We start from the raw sequence: 16,848 nt of genomic DNA, 5'->3' as shown, positions 1-16,848 counted from the left end.
CAGTCTTCTTGTAACTGATTATTGTAACGAAAAGTTTATTTGGTGTGTGAAACATGGATTCTCAAAACTTTAATTCAGATGCCACCGAGACAATTGTAATCGGTGCCGGACCATCGGGCCTTAGTGCTGCTCTGGAGCTGCAAAGGGGTGGCCACACTCCCCTTTTGCTCGAACAAGGGCAAGAAGTTGGCGGGATGATGCGGTCTCCGCGCTGGCAGGATTTCACTTTGGATCTTGGGCGTAAGGAGCTCTACGCGCGGTTTCCTGAAATCGATGCTTTGTGGCGCAATGCCGTGGGCGATGACTATGCGGAATATCCGCATCGGGTCGGCAGCCTGTACAAAGGGCGCATCGTCGAGATGTCCGGCAAGTATCACGGGCCTATGCGGGCCATGCCACTTGGCTGGCTCGCACTAGGTGGCATCGATCTTCTGCGCGGCTGGATGACCAGCGCCTTCAGATCTCCCAAAACCTACGAAGACTTCTGGCAGTTCCGGGTCGGGCAAACGTTCGCCGGCATCCTCGCGCAGGGCTATTGGGAAAAATTTCGCGGCGTACGTTGGTCTGATTTGCCACCGCCTGACGACAACCCGGTTGGTCAAGCCAGGGGTACCGGTTTAATGGCGACCGCGAAAAACGCCATTGCGATGGCATCGCGAGGCGGCGTGTCGCGTCAGGTTGCGTGGCGGCATCCGAAAGCGGGAACAGGGCAGCTTTTCGAACAGCTTGCAGATGAATACTCGGCCCTGGGTGGAAGAACTGTCTTTGGAGCGAATGTTACCGACCTGCAGCCCGAAACATGCGGTAGCGTGAAGGTCACCTATGCCGTTGACGGCGAAACAACCATCCAAACAGCTCGCCAGGTTGTTTCAAGCATGTCGATTGAGCAGCTTTGGGACAGGCTACCCAAACGCAATACGGCATCGGTCAACATGCCGAAACCGGGGGCGGAAGCGGACCGGTCAGTTCTTCTTGTCTACTTGTTTCTGGGTGTTCCACACCAATTCCCGCATGCGTGGCTAGAAGTGAACGATCCAGATTTGCAGTGCGGTAGGATCACGAATTTCGGGGCTTTTGGCGGGCGAATGGTGCCCGACGGAAAGGCTGCATACTGTGTGGAGTTCTTTTGCTCCGGTCAAGCGGACATCCTTGGTTACACGGAAGAAGAGCAGGTAAAACTTGCGATTTCAGAGCTGGAAACTGCCGGGATATTGAACCCACGCGATTTGATCGGGTCACAGGTTTTGCATTTTCCACGCACGAACGCTGCGGCCAGCTGGCGAGAACAACAAACTGCCTACAGAACCGCCTTGTTCGGCGAAGTTTCAAAACTCAAATCGATTTATCACGTCAATCGGCCAGGCGCTGACTGGGCCAGTCTTTCCGGAATTCAAGCGGCACGGGCAATCCTGAATGAGGACCGCGCATCCTTTGACGATGCCGCCGATCCGACGCGCCGACAAGAAGACAGTATTCCCGAAAACGCGCGCAGCAAGGTGTGACGAGATAGAGAAGTGCGCGCCCTAGTTCACGCGCCGAAACGACCGGTGTGACCTAAGCGAAGGGCCGAGTAGAACCGAACCCGAAACGCCCACAGGGTCTGCGGAGCTTGCCGAGGGAATGCAAAACGCGCAGCTCCACCCGCGCGGCTTGACCTATTACCAATTCGTTGGCGATCCGAATACTGCATCGCTATTTTTTAACCGATACACGCTTGATGATTTCAGCCGCCCCGCCAGCACCAAAGCATGATACGTGCTCCTATTTCTTACGGATGGGACATGTCTCAGCATTCCGGCCAGTAGCTTTGAGTCGCAAACTCATGAAACGACGGATATGTTTGCATTTTTGAACACGACGGTCTTTATATTTGGTTGGAAATTTTTTGCACGTTGTGCGCCGCGGTTTTGCTGTTTCGGAATTAGGGTTTTTATTGTGTCACAACGGACCAGAGTAAAATTTGCGTTGCCGCGAACTGGTCGACCAATAGTAGAAGCTATCGCGCATGGTCCGGTTGCTGTGGTCCATCTTGCGCCCGGCGGAACCCGCTATCACGGCTACTTAGCTATGGCTGCCTCCTCCCCTGCTGGACCTCCGCCCTTACCCCCGCCCGCCTATCGCATGACAAGACAGAGTGGCGACAGCAAGGAAATCGCAAAGCCAGCTTCACCGACAATCCAGGCGATCTGCTGACAGTTACCCAACCCACAACGCCCCCCCGACCGAATGAGCAGGACAATCAGACCGATGAGCAAAACAAACAATCGCATTCGCGTTCTTTTTCCGTTCGTTGGCGGAAACGAGATCGGCGGCAGTCATATCTCTGCCATGATGCTCATCCGCAACCTTGACCCCAATCGGTTTGAACCGCGTATCCTGATCCACCATCCTGCCGGGCCTTTCGCTGATATGCTGACCCAGAATGGAGATACGTTCGATGCCATTCCGGACATTCCAATTCTCGGCTCCAAAAGAACGCTGGCCTCCAGCAATTCCACAGGCGCGGTGGGGTATCTGCGCCGATCCTTGCCAGCCCTGCGCGCTGTCCTGAAGCGCATTGACGCAGACATTGTCCACACGAACGACGGGCGGATGCACTCCAACTGGTCACTGCCGACCCGTCTTTCCGGACGGGCGCATCTCTGGCACCACCGGCAGGATCCGGACGGCTTTGGCATCAACAAAATTGCGCCACTGCTAGCAAACAGGATCGTAACCGTGTCCGAATATGCCAAACCGAACAACCCACTTCGCAGCATCGAAAAGCGATGTGACGTCGTCCATAGCCCCTTCGATTTTGATATGGCCCCCCCCGACCCAAAAGCTGCACGCGCTGCCTTGTGCGCGGAGTTGGGTATCGAAGAGAATGCACTCATTCTGGGATATTTCGGCACGATCATCGTCCGAAAGCGACCTGACCACTTCGTGCGCTCAGTGGCCGCCATTCAGGCCCAGGTGCCGGACACACCTGTCTACGGCCTCATTTTCGGAGAAGTAGAGCGCCCGGAATCCCGTCTGGACGAAACCGTTCCGGCGCTGGCAAACCAATTGGGGATTGGGGCGCGTGTCAAGCTGATGGGTTTTCGCAGTCCGATACATGCGTATATGGCGGGCATTGATGCTATGCTGGTGCCTGCGCTTAACGAGCCCTTCGGGCGCACATTGATAGAAGCAATGTACCTTGGCACACCTGTTATCGCGACCAATCACGGCGGCAACCCTGAGGCGATTACAGACGGTAAAACCGGCTTTCTCGTCGACAAGGATGATCCAGAAGCATTCGTCGAGCCCGTATTGAAGCTAAAAGAAAACCCGGACCTCAAGTCACGGATTGTGTCTGCGGCAAAGGCGGATGTGTTGGAAAACTACGGCACGGACAAACATGTTTCGAAAATCAGCGCTATCTACGAAGGATTGATCGCGCGCGCGCCATAAGAGACAGAAATGCCGGGGTGCTGGGCCGATTACGGCACCTGCCCTTGTCGCGACGGTTGGGAGCGCGAAACAGCTTCGTTATGGCGAGGAACTCTTGGCCTGCTGGATCTGAAGCCGGTTAACCGGCCGACGCAGCTTGGCGCGTCGGTGCTCGTACTTCAATGTGCGCTTTTTTGGCGCCAAACTGAGCATGATCCGCTCTTTGATGGCTTCGCCAAAGCGCGATCCCGGTAGCGCACGAGGAATGGCAAATCGAATGAACGGATCAATATTCGGTTCATTATGAGATGAATTAACTCCATGACCAGCTTCAAATCGCCATTCCAGAAACACCTCGATCCAAATTTTTTATCATATTTAACAGAGGTATAAGTCGATATCTCGCCTATCCATGTAGTTCAGAGATTTACCCTTCTCATTTATGAAACGTTTCATATTGACACGAATCATGATCCATGACCCACTGAAAGCAGGCCGGAAAACAGCCGCACTTCTGCGCAGATAAGGCCAACAAAGTTATCAGGGAGGCTCTCATGAAGCTCATCAAATTCGTTGCTGCGGCAGCGACCGGAATTCTTTTGTCTACTGGAATCGCAATCGCCGAGGAGAAGCCCGTTGTCGGGTTGATCATGAAGTCATTGGCGAACGAGTTCTTTCAGAACATGTTGGAGGGGGCCGAAGCCCACGCTGAAGAGCGCGGGGACTACGAATTGCGCGCTGTTGGCATGCAAAACGAAACCGACTTTGAATCCCAAATCAACGCGGTGGAAAACTTCATTACCCAAGGGGTGGACGCCATCGTCGTTGCACCAGCCGACTCCAAAGCGATGGTGCGCCCGCTTAAGAGGGCCATGGAGGCTGGCATTGTCGTCGTGAACTTCGACGTTGCACTCGATGAAGGCGCGAAGAAACAACAGGGGGTCGAGCTGGCCTTCGTCGGTCCCGACAACCGCGGGGGTGCCAAATTGGCAGGGGACGCCCTGGGGCAGGCTCTGGGTGAAGGTGCCAAGGTAGTCATCATCGAGGGCAACCCCGGCGCGGACAACGCTACCCAGCGCCGCATGGGATTCGAAGACTCGGTCGCTGAATACAAACTGGAGCTTCTGGACAGCCGCACGGCCCATTGGGAAACCGAAGAGGCAAACCAGTTGCTGGCAAACATGCTGACCGCCAATCCGGACATTCAGGGTGTGATGGCGGCCAATGACTCAATGGCAATTGGTGCTGTCAAAGCGCTTGAAGCGGCAGGTCGGACGGACATCAAGGTTGTGGGTTTTGACGCAATCCCGGCGGTACTTCCGATGATCGAAGACGGTCGTTTGCTCGCCTCCGTTGATCAGTTCGGCAAAGAGATGGCCGCCAATTCCATCGACCTTGCATTGGAAGTCGTTGCCGGCGGACCGGCGCTTGAAGGTTGGGTCAAAACACCAATTGAGCTCGTCAGCGGGAAATAATCCTCCCCGGGGGGCATCCGGTAAAACACTTTGGATGCCCCGCGAACCTGACCACCGGAGAATGACGATCATGTCGAGTTCACGCACCTCTCCCCTTCTCTCTGTGAGCGGCCTACGCAAATCCTTCGGCGGGATCCATGCACTCGACGGGGTCAGCTTTGATTTGGTGTCCGGAGAAGTTCACGCGCTGGTTGGCGAGAATGGGGCTGGGAAATCCACCTTGATCAAAGTGTTGTCCGGTGTCCACATGTTCGACGACGGGGCGCTCAAAATCGAGGGCGCAGCCTATCAACCCGCATCACCCCACGCCGCTAAATTGGCCGGCATTCAGGTTGTGCATCAAGAATTCAACCTGCTGAATGACCTGAGCGTCGCCGAGAACATTTCCATCGAAGCGCTTCCCCGCACCCGTTTTGGTCTGTTGGACCGACGCGAAATGAACCGCCGGGCGCGCACCGCGCTTGATGCCATCGGGCTCAGCGATGTGGACGTGACCGCGCCCGTGCGCAGCTTGGGCATCGCACACAGACAGTTGGTGGAAATTGCACGTGCCTTGCAAAGCGATAGCCGGATTCTGATCCTTGATGAGCCCACTGCTACGCTGACGGAACGCGAAACGGACCGTCTTTTTGAAATCGTGACATCGATAAAGACCAAGGGCGTGACCGTCGTATTTGTATCGCATCACCTGGACGAGGTGTTCGGCATCTGTGATCGCGTTACAGTTTTTCGGAACGGCAAAACCATCATTACCGAGAATATCAAGGATGTAACGCCCCCCGATGTCGTGCGCTACATGGTAGGACGCACCCTCGAAGAACGATCGGATGCGGGTGCTGGATTAAAGGATAATGTCGCCATTGCCCTATCTGTTCAGGGTCTGGTCACGACTGCCAACGCAACTGCACAGGGCATCGATTTTGATTTGCGCAAAGGCGAAATTCTGGGCATTGCCGGGTTGGTTGGAGCGGGGCGCACAGAGGTCCTGCGGGCCATTTTCGGTGCCGACCCCAAGATCGCGGGGCGCATCACAAAAGACGCTGCCGAACTGAAAATCAGCACCCCAAGGGATGCGATCGCCGCAGGCATTGGATTTGTCACCGAAGACCGCAAGGAAGAGGGCCTCATCCTCGACATGCCCATTGCCGCGAATACCTCATTGGTCGATATCGCATCCATTTCGCGGCGCGGCCTGCTGGACTTTTCCTCCGAACGCAAGCTGGCCACGCAGGGTGGGACGCGCCTGAGATTGAAGTACGGAAAATTGTCAGACGCGGTATCCAGTCTTTCGGGTGGAAACCAACAAAAGGTCGTATTGGCCAAATGGCTGGCCTGCCAACCGGATGTCCTGCTGTTAGACGAGCCCACACGGGGCGTGGATGTAGGGGCCAAGGCCGAAATCTACAGCATTTTGCGCGATTTAGCGGCTCAAGGCGTCTCGATGATCGTCGTATCGTCTGAGCTGCCGGAACTGATCACGCTGACCGACCGTGTTCTGGTCATGGCCGGGCATCAGATCCAAGGCATGTTGAACCGTGCGGATTATTCGCAAGAACGCATCCTTCAACTCGCCTACGGGCAAGAGAAATCATCAGAAAGAAAATCGGCATGAGCACCGCTGAGAACCTTCCAGCCGCATCAGGGAGACGCCCTTTGTCCATTCGATCCATCATCAATAACGCAGGTATCGGACTCGCGCTTTTGCTCATGATCATCTTCTTTTCGGTCGCGAGCGAGCACTTCCTGTCTGCAAACAACATCACCAATATTCTGACGCAGATCACGATTAACCTGGTCCTCGCTGTTGGTATGACATTTGTCATCCTGATCGGTGGCATCGATCTGTCCGTGGGGTCTGTCATGGCCTTTGCAGCCGTTGTTGCGGGCAAAGCCATCACGCTTCCGGGGATGGGTGCTACGGAATTGATTATTCTCGCGATCCTGGCTGGCCTCATGGCCGGAATGATCTGTGGTTTTATCAATGGTGCCGTCAGTGCCTACTGGTCGCTTCCATCCTTCATCATCACTCTAGGGATGCTCAACATTGCGCGCGGGGCAGGTTTGCAGATATCGGGTGCCCAGACGATCTACTCCTTCCCCTTCGCTTTCGAGGAATTCGGCTCAAAGCTCATCTTTGGCGTGCCCGTCGTCTTCCTGGTGGCCCTGAGCCTCGTTGTGGTGGCGTGGTTTATCCTGAACCGGACAGTTTTTGGGCGTCTGATCTATGGTATCGGAAACAATGAAGAGGCTGTGCGACTCGCCGGGCATCCGGTGTTTTGGTACAAAGTCGCCGCTTTTTCGATCTGTGGGCTGACGGCTGGAATTGCTGCGATCATCTATATGGCGCGATTGAACATTTCCTCGCCCATCGCTGGGATCGGATTTGAACTGAACGCGATTGCCGCAGTGATCATCGGTGGCACCAGCCTGAGCGGCGGGCGCGGATCCGTCATCGGCACGTTGCTGGGCGCCTTCATCATCGGGGTGCTTGCAAACGGGCTCATCCTGATCGGGTTGAGCGATTTTGTCCGCCAGATGATCACAGGCGTCGTCATTGTAGTGGCCGTCATCCTTGATCACTATCGTGCAAAGTACTCGGCAACATGAAAAGGACCCACCTTCTCAACCGCGATCTGAGCGCGTTGGTTGCAGAGCTTGGGCATCTGGATGAAATTGTGGTGGCAGATGCAGGGTTGCCTGCACCCTGCGGCGTTCCGGTGATCGATCTCGCTGTGCGGCCAGGCCTGCCCACTCTCTTTCAGGTGATGGATGCCCTCAAAAGCGAAATGGTTGTGCAAGCGGCGCATCGCGCCGAGGAATGTGCCGCAGACCTCGCAGCTCGTATGGCTGAAACGCTAGAAGCCTGGGAGACCGCGCAAGACAAGCAGGTCAACTTCGGCACGCTGGCGCATGCGGATTTCAAGACCCGATGCCAGACTGTGAAGGCCATCATCCGAACCGGCGACTTCACCCCATATTCCAATCTGATCCTTGTAAGCGGAGTGCCGTTTTGACCGATGTCGTCGTCGTAGGAAGCATTAATGTCGACATGACGAGCTATCTGGCGCGATGGCCCGGGGTCGGTGAAACGGTCACCGCGATCGATACGCGCATAGGGTTGGGCGGCAAAGGGGCCAATCAGGCCATCGCAGCTGTCCGATTGGACAGTTCGGTCGCTTTGATTGGGGCCATTGGCTCAGACAGCTTCGGACAGGACGCTCTCAACCGGTTGCGGCGGGCCAATGTGCATCTCATACCGGCGCCTGCACAGACCGAAGCGACCGGCATGGCATTCATTGACGTAGGCCCGGGGGGAGGCAACATCATCCGGTTGGCGGAAGGCGCAAACCAGACCCTCTCTCCCGAACACATCGACACTAATGCCAAGACAATTGCGAAGGCAAAAATATTGCTTTTGCAAAACGAGGTGCCGATTGAAACCTCTCTGCGCGCGGCGGAAATTGCGCGAGCACATGACGTACGTGTCATTATGGATCCTGCACCAGCCCCGGTGCCCTTCTGGTCCAAAGATGTCTTGCAGGCTTTTGACGTCATTACCCCCAATGCCCATGAAGCACATCTGATCTTCGGCGCGCTTCCCCAAACCCTCTGCGAAGCACAAAGGGCGGCTGAAGAACTGCGCGATTTCGGACCACGCGGCGCAATCGTAACCATGGGCGGTCTAGGCGTGGGTTGGAGCATCGGAACGTCACGCGGCTCAATGGCCGCACCGACCGTGCCAACCGTCGACACAGTGGCCGCCGGAGATTGCTTTAACGGCGCGTTGGCAACGTTTTTGGCACAAGGCGCCGAAACATGTGACGCTATTCAGCGCGCCGTCTACGCGGCTGCGCTCGCCACCACGCGGCATGGGGCGGCGGAAGCAACGCCAACAGCAAACGAGCTTCACGAATTCGGTACAACTTTGGGATCGAACCCTCTAGAATCCGGTCGCGTATGAGTTCGCTTGAGTAACTGCACAGCCCGTTAGGTCCAATATGCCAACAGTAAAAGATGTTGCACGTCACGCTGGCGTATCAGTCGGAACCGTCTCCAAGGTACTTTCCGAAGACCAAACCGTTAAGGTCGCGCTGCGTGAGCGTGTTTTGCAGGCCGTTACAGATCTGAACTACCGACCGAATATGGCCGCACGCGCCCTTCGAACCAACAAATTCAACATCATTGGACTTGTTGTGCCTGACATAACCAACCCGTTTTTTGCACAACTCGCCTTGAACATCGAAACGGAGGCCGCGCGGCGCGGTCACACGGTTATGCTGACGAATTCGCATGACGACACGGTGACTGAAGGGCGACAGATCGCGGCCTTGCTGGACAGGTCACCCCGCGGTTTGATCGTTGCGGCCTGCAATGACACCAGCGCAAAGCTGGAAAGCTCCGAAGTTCGCGTTCTTTCTTTGGATCGCCGCTTTCATTCCTTTCCATTGGTCAGCACCGACCATGCTGATGGCTCAGCCAAGATCGCGACGTATCTCGTCAGCCTTGGGCACCAACGGCTGGCATATCTGGCAGGACCACAGGATACCGAGGTTGGACGGCAACGCCTGGCTGGGTTTGTCCGACAATTTGAAGTCCACAATGCGCAGAACGCTGCGCTGCAGCTTGAGATCCACAATGGTCAATTCGACTTTCACAGTGGTGAGATCCTTGCGCGAAAGCTGTTGCTGCAATCGGAGGCAGAACGCCCCACTGCAATTGCTGCGGCGAGCGATCAGATGGCAATCGGGGTGTTGCGCGCAGCGCGTGATATGGGCATCTCGGTCCCGCAATCCGTCTCTGTTGCCGGATTTGATGACACGACCCTTGCGTCTCTGGTCGTCCCCCGCTTGACGACCGTTGCCCAACCGACCGAGAAACTGGCAAAAAAAGCAGTGGAACGCGTGCTGGACGAAAGCTCCTCCACCCTGGAGGACGTGCTTTTGGAGGGTAGTTTGGTGATCCGCGAGTCCACTGCACGGATACTGCCAGCGGGACACAGCTCTTAACTTCGACCACCAAGTTACCGTCAGACGGGGATATCTTGACTTGCTTTCAAAGTACCGCGTTTGGCGCTGGGGGTCGGTAACCGAAACCTTTTGACCGAAGGGGTTAGGACATGGATCTTATCGGTGTTGCCGGTGCTGCGCTGCTTTGAAATGCGGCTTCGACGACGGCCATTGTTTTCCATGCGTCAGCAACCGAACTGATCAACTGATCCTCTTCGCCCGATGCAAACCGCTGCAGCTGCGACATGCGGCTGGCAAAGGCCTCCGGAAACCAGGCCCCAGTCAGGTTAACGGTATGCCATGGCGCATCGCCGGTCTTGATCTCAAGAATGTCAGCCTCGCCCTTCGGGTAATCAAGGTTCACGCCGAGTTGAACATAGGCCGCGCCTTCGGTGCCGCAGATGCGGAATTCGCAAGCCTGATGGCGTCGGCCAAAGCTGTGGTTGTGGTTGATCGACAGCGCACAGCGCACCCGTGCGCCATAGTCCAGAATGGCCGCCGTGCGCGTCTGGGCGATCTTGCTGTCGGGATGGCCGATTGTCTTGGCATGAATGCCCAGCGGTTCCCCCAAAAGCGCGCGCACCATGTCGAGATAGTGAATGGAGTGCAGTGACAACTCCACGCGCGGCAGGGGTTCCAGAAACTTCCACAGACCCCAGGGCGTATCGAGCGCCAGCCAGGCGTCAAAATCCACCACCTCGCCCAACATCCCCTGCGCGATCGCATCCTGAAGCGCCAGCATCATCGGCGCAAACCGCAGCTGAAAATTCACCGCAGCGCGCAATGCGCGCTCCTCGCAAATCCGCAAAATCTCGGTCGCACCGTCCAGATCGCTGCCCATGGGTTTTTGTATCAGCACCGGCGCCCCCCGCGGCAGAGCCCGCAATACCTCGGCATGGGCGTCGGGGGGTGTTGCAAGGTCAAAGACAACATCGTCCTGCGCGACCGCGTCCTGCAGGGTTTCGTAGACAGCAAACCCATGATTATGCGACAGCTCATGCGCCCGTGCGATGTCAGGATCGTAGATCCCCCGCACGGTGTAGCCTGCCCGTGCATAGGCAGGCAGATGTGCATCCCGGACGATGGAACCCGCGCCAAAGATCACGATGGGCTTGGGGGTGGTGGCTTTGGGCCAATGCTGCTGAAGCTCGATCACATCCTCACTCCAAGTGAAACACTTCGTCCATCATGGCCCACCATTCGCCTTCACGTCTGCTTTCCAGCGGCACCTGACAGGGCATGCAAACATCCCACCATTTCTGGGTTTCCGGATCGGCGGCCATCTTGGCGGCATCCGCCTCGAAATCGATCCCATGGTATTCCCAATAGCCAAACAACAGGTTTTCCGGCTCACGCAGAAAAATCGAGTAGTTGCGGATGTTGCAGGCCGTGATCATGGAGAGCACGCCGGGCCAGACATCGGCGTGCAGGCGTTTGTATTCCTCGAGCTTTTCAGCATTCAGACCAATCACCATGCCCATACGTTGCATTTTAGACCTCCCTAGCCAAACTTTGCGGTCAAACCATCAATCCGAGCCGCATCGATCGCGCCCCAGTTCCAGTCGATCCCCAAACCGGGCGCGGTCGACGGGTAAGCGCGCCCGTCGGAGACTTTCATCTGGGTGCGCGTCAGACCGTCCAATTGCGGGATGTATTCCAACCATGGCGCATTCGGGATGGCGCAGACAAGGCTCACATGAAGTTCCATCAGGAAATGCGGGCAGACTGGCACATTATGCGCTTCGGCCAGATGCGCGACTTTCATCCAGGGGGTAATGCCACCAATCCGGGCGACGTCAACCTGCACGATGCTGGCGCCACCGGTGACCAGATAGTCCTTGAACTGGCTGAGCGAATACATGCTTTCGCCCACCGCAATCGGTACAGAGGTGCTGGCCGCAAGGCCCGCATGTTCCATCACATCATCGGCGGGCATCGGCTCCTCGAACCAGGCAATGTCGAACTCTTCGAGCATGCGCGCGCGGCGCGTGGCCTCGGCACGTGACATGCTTTGATTGGCGTCGACCATGATCTCATAGCCCGACCCCACAGCCGCGCGCACCGCTCTCAGCCTTTCGCGGTCCTCAGACAAATGCGGTCGACCGATCTTGATCTTGGAGCCGGCAAACCCCTTGGCCTGTGCGGCCAGCGCATCCGCCACAAGGTCTTCGGTCGAAATGTGCAGCCAGCCGCCTTCGGTGGTGTACATCGGCACGCTGTCCTTCGCACCGCCCAACATGCGGAACAGCGGCAAACCGGCCTTTCGGCAGCGCAAATCCCACAAGGCGGTGTCAATGGCCGCAAGGGCCAGCGAGGTGATCGCGCCAACCGCCGTCGCATGGGTGGCAAACAACAGATCCCGCCAGATGCGCCCGATGTCCTCGGCTTCGCGTCCAATCAACCGGGGGACCATCGTATCACGCAACAACGACATGACCGCGGGCCCGCCTTGCCCAATCGTATAGGCGTAACCGACGCCTTCCGCACCATCGCTGTCGACAATCCGTACGATCGGGGTTTCCTGGCTTTCAAAAGACTGGATCGCATCCGTGCGTTTGACCTTGGGTTCAAGATCAACCATCAGGATTTCGGCTGAAACGATACGGGCCATGGCTGCTACCTCAGGCTCTTCTGACTTTCGCCATCGAAAAGATGCACGCGGGTCAGGTCCAGGTTGAACATCATGCGTTCACCATTGCTCACCGGGCGGGGGTTGAGCATTTTAGCCTGCACCTCCTGGCCAGCAAGGGCGCCAAAAAGCAATGTCTCGGTGCCCAATGGTTCAGACAGAACGACGGTCATCTCGATCTCGGCGCTTTCACCTTCCATCGGCAGGGAATGTCCACGCGGCATCAGGTTGTCGGCCCGAAAGCCCAGCACCACCTTTTGTCCGGGGCGCGTTTTCGCGGCGTATTGCCGGGGCACGTTCAGGGTCACGCCCCCTCCCAACTGCAGCGTTCCATCCTGTTGAACGATCCCGTCCAGCAGGTTCATCGGCGGCGATCCAATAAAGGTCGCAACAAAGGTATTGGCAGGGGCTTCGAAGACCTCAAGCGGGGTTCCCTGCTGTTCGATATGCCCGTCGCGCATGATCACGATCCGGTCTGCCAAGGTCATGGCTTCGACCTGATCATGGGTCACATAGACGATGGTTGTCTGGATCTTCTGGTGCAGTTTCTTGATCTCCACCCGCATCTGCGCGCGCAGTTTGGCATCAAGATTGGACAGCGGCTCGTCGAACAAGAAAACGTCCGGGTGGCGCACAATGGCGCGTCCCATGGCGACCCGCTGACGCTGCCCGCCCGACAGCGCGCCGGGCTTGCGCTCAAGATATTCGGTAAGGCTGAGGATTGCAGCCGCTTCGGCCACCGCTGCGTCGATCTGATCTTGCGACTTGCCTGCGATTTTCAGCGAAAAGCCCAGGTTCTCGCCCACGGTCATATGCGGATAGAGCGCATAATTCTGAAACACCATGGAGATGTTCCGGTCGCGCGGCGGCAGGTCGTTGACGATGTTTTCACCGATCAGAACATCGCCGCCCGTGATGCTTTCCAGCCCGGCGATCATACGCAGCGTTGTGGATTTGCCGCAACCTGAGGGGCCGACAAGCACCACAAATTCATTGTGATCGATGTCGAGGTTGATGCCATGCACCACCTCCAGCGCCCCATAGCTCTTGGACACGTTTTTCAGATGGACTTGCGCCATGGCTACCCTTTCACCCCGCCGAAGGTCAGTCCGGCAATCAGGTGTTTTTGTACGAGGAATGTCAGGATGAGCGCGGGGATGATCATAAGCACGGCAAGTGCGCACATCCCGCCCCAGTTGATGGTGAATTCAGACGTGAAGTCGCGCAGACCCACGGGCATGGTCTTGGAGAATGTCGAGCGCGTCAGCTGGCTGGCCAGCGCGTATTCGTTCCAGGACGTCAGAAAGGCAAAGATACCGGCCGATGCGACACCGGCACGCGCCACGGGAAATTCAACCTTCCAGAAGGCCTGCCAGCGCGTGCACCCGTCAATCTCTGCCGCCTCAGCCAGCTCACGCGGAACCTGTCGGAAGAAACCGTCGATGAGCCAGATCGTGAAGGGCACATTCATGGCGACATAGACGATGATCAACCCGATATGCGTGTCGATCAGCCCGGTCCGGGCCATCACGATAAAGAGCGGCAGGGACAAGGCCACGCCCGGCACGGCGCGGGTCAGCATAAGGCCGATAAAGATCGCTCCCTTGCCCTTGAACCGATAGCGCGCGAAAGCATAGCCGCCTGCCATGCCGACAAGGATCGCAATGAGGGTCGAGGTGATCGAGATGATCAGCGAGTTGGTGAAATACTGCAGCACGGGCACCCCGCCCTGACCGACCCCACCAAACATGGCGCGGTAGTGATCGAGGTTCAGTTCATTGGGGATCCAGACCGGCGGCTTTGCCATGATCTCGACCGTGGGACGGAAACTGTTGAGCACGACCCAAAGCCCTGGAATGCAGATGATCGACATGGCGATGAACAGGGTGACCATCTGTGCCGCCTTCAAAAAGCGGGCCCGGATGCGGTGGCGCAGGTTGATATCCATATCGCTTACCCGCCCATCCCAAGCTCAGTGCGCGCGGCATTGAGCTTTTTGAAGAAATAGATGGTGAAGAAGATCGCAAGGAAGATGGAGATGTACCCCATGGCATTGGCGTAGCCCATCTTGGCATCGACATAACCTGTGCGTCCGATCATGGTCCAGATCAGCTCGGTCCGGCGCGCGGGGCCGCCATTGGTCATGATCTGCACGATGTCATAGGCGCGCGCCACGTCGAGACTGCGGATCGCGAGCGCGATGTAGATAAAGGGCATCAGATAGGGGAGCGTGATATGGCGGAAAGTCTGCCAGGGTGTGCACCCGTCGACCTTGGCGGCCTCCAGCGGGTCACGCGGAATGGCGAATAGACCCGCAAGGATGAGGATGGCAAAGACACTGGTGGAGGTCCAGACCTCGGCGAAGATGATCGAGAACATCGCCAGATTTGCATCGACAAGCCATGGGATCGCAACATCCGAAAAGCCCAGCGATTGCAGCGCGTTGTTCACCAGGCCGACATTGTCGTTGAAGATGAACTTGAACTGGAAGCCCACAAGCACGGGCGAGAACATCATTGGAAACATCATCAGCGTGCGCAACCCGCGCTGGCCCCAGGTGACCCTGTTGACCAAAAGCGCAAGCCCAAGGCCAAGCAGCATCTCGACATTCAAGGCAATCGTCAAAAGCAGAACCGTGCGCCCGAAAGCCGCCCAGAAGTTGGCGTTTGTGATGGCTTTTTCATAGTTGAAGGTCCCGATCCACTTGTAGAGCGTTTCCGGACGCGTCAGCCGGTAAGGCGTGAAGCTTGAGTAAAGCGACAGCAGCAACGGGATCAGCACCACAGCGGACAAAATGATGATCGCCGGCAGCAACAACACAAACCACTGGGGCAATTTCAGACGAGACATAGAGTATGGATTTTCCATTACAGCCCAAAGGTGGGCAAGGACAGTCGAAGCCGCCCTTGCCCGGGGAGAACGTGGTCAGTAGACCCCGTTTTCTTGCATCATCTCATCAACGGCCTCCGCCGCCGTTTCGAGCGCCTCATCGACGGTCTTGTCCCCCAAGATCGCGGCTTGAAGTTCAGGAAAGATCACGTTGGTCGCTTCGATCCAATAGGGTGTTTGCGGGGCGGGAAACGCATGAGTGGCTGCTTGTTGAAAGGCCACCAAAACTTCCGAGCGATAGGGATCCGAGCTCGATTGTTCGACCACGTGATCCCAGACGGCGGTGCGGGTTGGGAGCGGCCCGGCAGAGGATTCCAGCTTTTGGCTGTCTTCATTGGTCAAAAAGGCGACCAGTGACGCGGCAGCGTCCTTGTGATCACAGGATTCTGTGACCGAGAACCCGTGGTGCCCGGACCACCCGGTGCGAATCCCAGCACTGCCCTGTGGCTGCACGATGACCCCCACATCCCCGGCGGCTTTTGAGCTGTCTTCCCCGTTGAAGAAACCCGCCCAGCCGGGCCAATCGAGGTTCAGCGCGATTGTGCCAGAGGCAAAGCCCTGCCCCAGATCATCCCAAAGATATGAGGTTGTGCCCGGAGGCACCGCACCGGCTTTGTAGAGATCCACAAACCAGCTCAGCGCGCGTTTGCCCGCGTCGGAGTTGAAAGCGGGCGACCAGTCATCGTTGAACAACTGGCCGCCTTCGGCAATCACCATCTCATAAAAGCGGCCGACAATCGCTTCGTCTTTGCCCGCATATTGGGTGCCATAGAAGTTGGGCGCATCCGTGAAGAATATCGCTTGATCCTTGTATTGGTCCCAAGTGTCGGGCGGGGCCAGATCATAGCCGTATTCGGCTTTGAACGCGGACTTGTTGCCCTCGTCTTCGTAAAGCGATTTCAGATAATACAGGGCCGAGACATCAAATTGGGCGCGCGGCAGCATGACCAGGGCATCGCCGATCTTTGACGCAGCTACGTTGGAGGGCACGTATTCTGCAATGAACTCCGGCGTCAGATAGGGTGTGAGATCCGTGTAAAGGCTTGGATATTGCGAGGCAAAGGAACTGTGGTTCGACCCAACGCACCAGCCCAGCGTGCCCGCCGCAAGGTCGGATTTGAATTCCTTATCCAGTTCGAAGTGGTTCTTTTTCGAAATCACCTCAACGGTGGCGCCGGTGTCAGCCTCCCATTCGGCGATGCGCGCATAAAGCGCCTCGTATTGCTGGCCGCCGATCAGCTTGGCCTGCAGCGTGATGCCGTCGAATTCGCCCGCTGATACAGGCAGGGCCGCAAACAAGGCCGCCCCGGCCGTCGCGCCCTTCAGCGCCATTTGAACCGATAGTCTCATGATGTCCTCCCAAGGAACGTTGTTGTCGCGTCTGGCCGCGCGGGTTACCCGCGTTGATGTTTTGGATGTGAACTTGACTTTCATA

15 protein-coding genes are annotated in these 16,848 nt (G+C 57.0%); 8 read left to right on the top strand and 7 right to left on the bottom strand.

Features of this window, described 5'->3' with window-relative positions; translation table 11 throughout:
• The first annotated feature begins 53 nt into the window (after window positions 1-53).
• The 8 genes from Q1A20_RS14085 (at window position 54) to Q1A20_RS14050 (ending at window position 9,895) form a co-directional block, all read left to right on the top strand.
• A complete protein-coding gene (locus Q1A20_RS14085; protein WP_299917196.1) occupies window positions 54-1,502 on the top strand; it encodes an FAD-dependent oxidoreductase in 1,449 nt (482 codons plus the stop codon).
• Window positions 1,503-2,247: 745 nt separating this feature from the next.
• A complete protein-coding gene (locus Q1A20_RS14080) occupies window positions 2,248-3,435 on the top strand; it encodes a glycosyltransferase family 4 protein (protein WP_299917194.1) in 1,188 nt (395 codons plus the stop codon).
• 533 nt (window positions 3,436-3,968) lie between these two features.
• On the top strand, window positions 3,969-4,889 hold the full coding sequence (locus tag Q1A20_RS14075) for a sugar ABC transporter substrate-binding protein (protein ID WP_299401993.1): 921 nt from the start codon (window positions 3,969-3,971) through the stop codon (window positions 4,887-4,889).
• Between the two features lie 70 nt (window positions 4,890-4,959).
• The gene (locus Q1A20_RS14070) at window positions 4,960-6,501 is read left to right on the top strand and encodes a sugar ABC transporter ATP-binding protein (RefSeq protein WP_299401992.1); all 1,542 of its coding nucleotides are present in this window, start codon (window positions 4,960-4,962) and stop codon (window positions 6,499-6,501) included.
• Window positions 6,502-6,542: 41 nt separating this feature from the next.
• On the top strand, window positions 6,543-7,496 hold the full coding sequence (locus tag Q1A20_RS14065) for an ABC transporter permease (protein ID WP_299401991.1): 954 nt from the start codon (window positions 6,543-6,545) through the stop codon (window positions 7,494-7,496).
• On the top strand, window positions 7,493-7,903 hold the full coding sequence (rbsD, locus tag Q1A20_RS14060) for a D-ribose pyranase (RefSeq protein WP_299401990.1): 411 nt from the start codon (window positions 7,493-7,495) through the stop codon (window positions 7,901-7,903). Before Q1A20_RS14065 ends, rbsD begins: the two co-directional genes overlap by 4 nt.
• Complete coding sequence (locus Q1A20_RS14055) at window positions 7,900-8,850, top strand: ribokinase (protein ID WP_299917191.1); 951 nt, start codon at window positions 7,900-7,902, stop codon at window positions 8,848-8,850. Before rbsD ends, Q1A20_RS14055 begins: the two co-directional genes overlap by 4 nt.
• Before the next feature lie 37 nt (window positions 8,851-8,887).
• Window positions 8,888-9,895, top strand: a complete 1,008-nt coding sequence (locus Q1A20_RS14050; RefSeq protein ID WP_299917190.1) for a LacI family DNA-binding transcriptional regulator — start codon at window positions 8,888-8,890, stop codon at window positions 9,893-9,895.
• Window positions 9,896-9,998: 103 nt separating this feature from the next.
• Here Q1A20_RS14050 and Q1A20_RS14045 read toward each other — a convergent pair whose 3' ends face one another.
• The 7 genes from Q1A20_RS14045 to Q1A20_RS14015 form a co-directional block, all read right to left on the bottom strand.
• Complete coding sequence (locus Q1A20_RS14045) at window positions 9,999-11,051, bottom strand: Gfo/Idh/MocA family oxidoreductase (protein ID WP_299917189.1); 1,053 nt, start codon at window positions 11,049-11,051, stop codon at window positions 9,999-10,001.
• 4 nt (window positions 11,052-11,055) lie between these two features.
• A complete protein-coding gene (locus Q1A20_RS14040) occupies window positions 11,056-11,385 on the bottom strand; it encodes an L-rhamnose mutarotase (protein ID WP_299401986.1) in 330 nt (109 codons plus the stop codon).
• 11 nt (window positions 11,386-11,396) lie between these two features.
• A complete protein-coding gene (locus Q1A20_RS14035; protein ID WP_299917188.1) occupies window positions 11,397-12,506 on the bottom strand; it encodes a mandelate racemase/muconate lactonizing enzyme family protein in 1,110 nt (369 codons plus the stop codon).
• A gap of 5 nt (window positions 12,507-12,511) precedes the next feature.
• Entirely contained in the window at window positions 12,512-13,603 is a 1,092-nt protein-coding gene (locus tag Q1A20_RS14030; protein ID WP_299401984.1) for an ABC transporter ATP-binding protein, read from the bottom strand.
• 2 nt (window positions 13,604-13,605) lie between these two features.
• Window positions 13,606-14,472, bottom strand: a complete 867-nt coding sequence (locus tag Q1A20_RS14025) for a carbohydrate ABC transporter permease (protein WP_299917187.1) — start codon at window positions 14,470-14,472, stop codon at window positions 13,606-13,608.
• A gap of 5 nt (window positions 14,473-14,477) precedes the next feature.
• Entirely contained in the window at window positions 14,478-15,374 is an 897-nt protein-coding gene (locus Q1A20_RS14020; protein ID WP_299401983.1) for a carbohydrate ABC transporter permease, read from the bottom strand.
• Between the two features lie 75 nt (window positions 15,375-15,449).
• The gene (locus Q1A20_RS14015; RefSeq protein ID WP_299917186.1) at window positions 15,450-16,763 is read right to left on the bottom strand and encodes a sugar ABC transporter substrate-binding protein; all 1,314 of its coding nucleotides are present in this window, start codon (window positions 16,761-16,763) and stop codon (window positions 15,450-15,452) included.
• Window positions 16,764-16,848 lie beyond the last annotated feature (85 nt).

Source organism: uncultured Roseobacter sp. (genome assembly GCF_947501835.1).
Lineage (GTDB): Bacteria > Pseudomonadota > Alphaproteobacteria > Rhodobacterales > Rhodobacteraceae > Roseobacter.
Note: the sequence above shows the minus strand (reverse complement) of the source record. Positions and strands in the feature narration are given on the sequence as shown.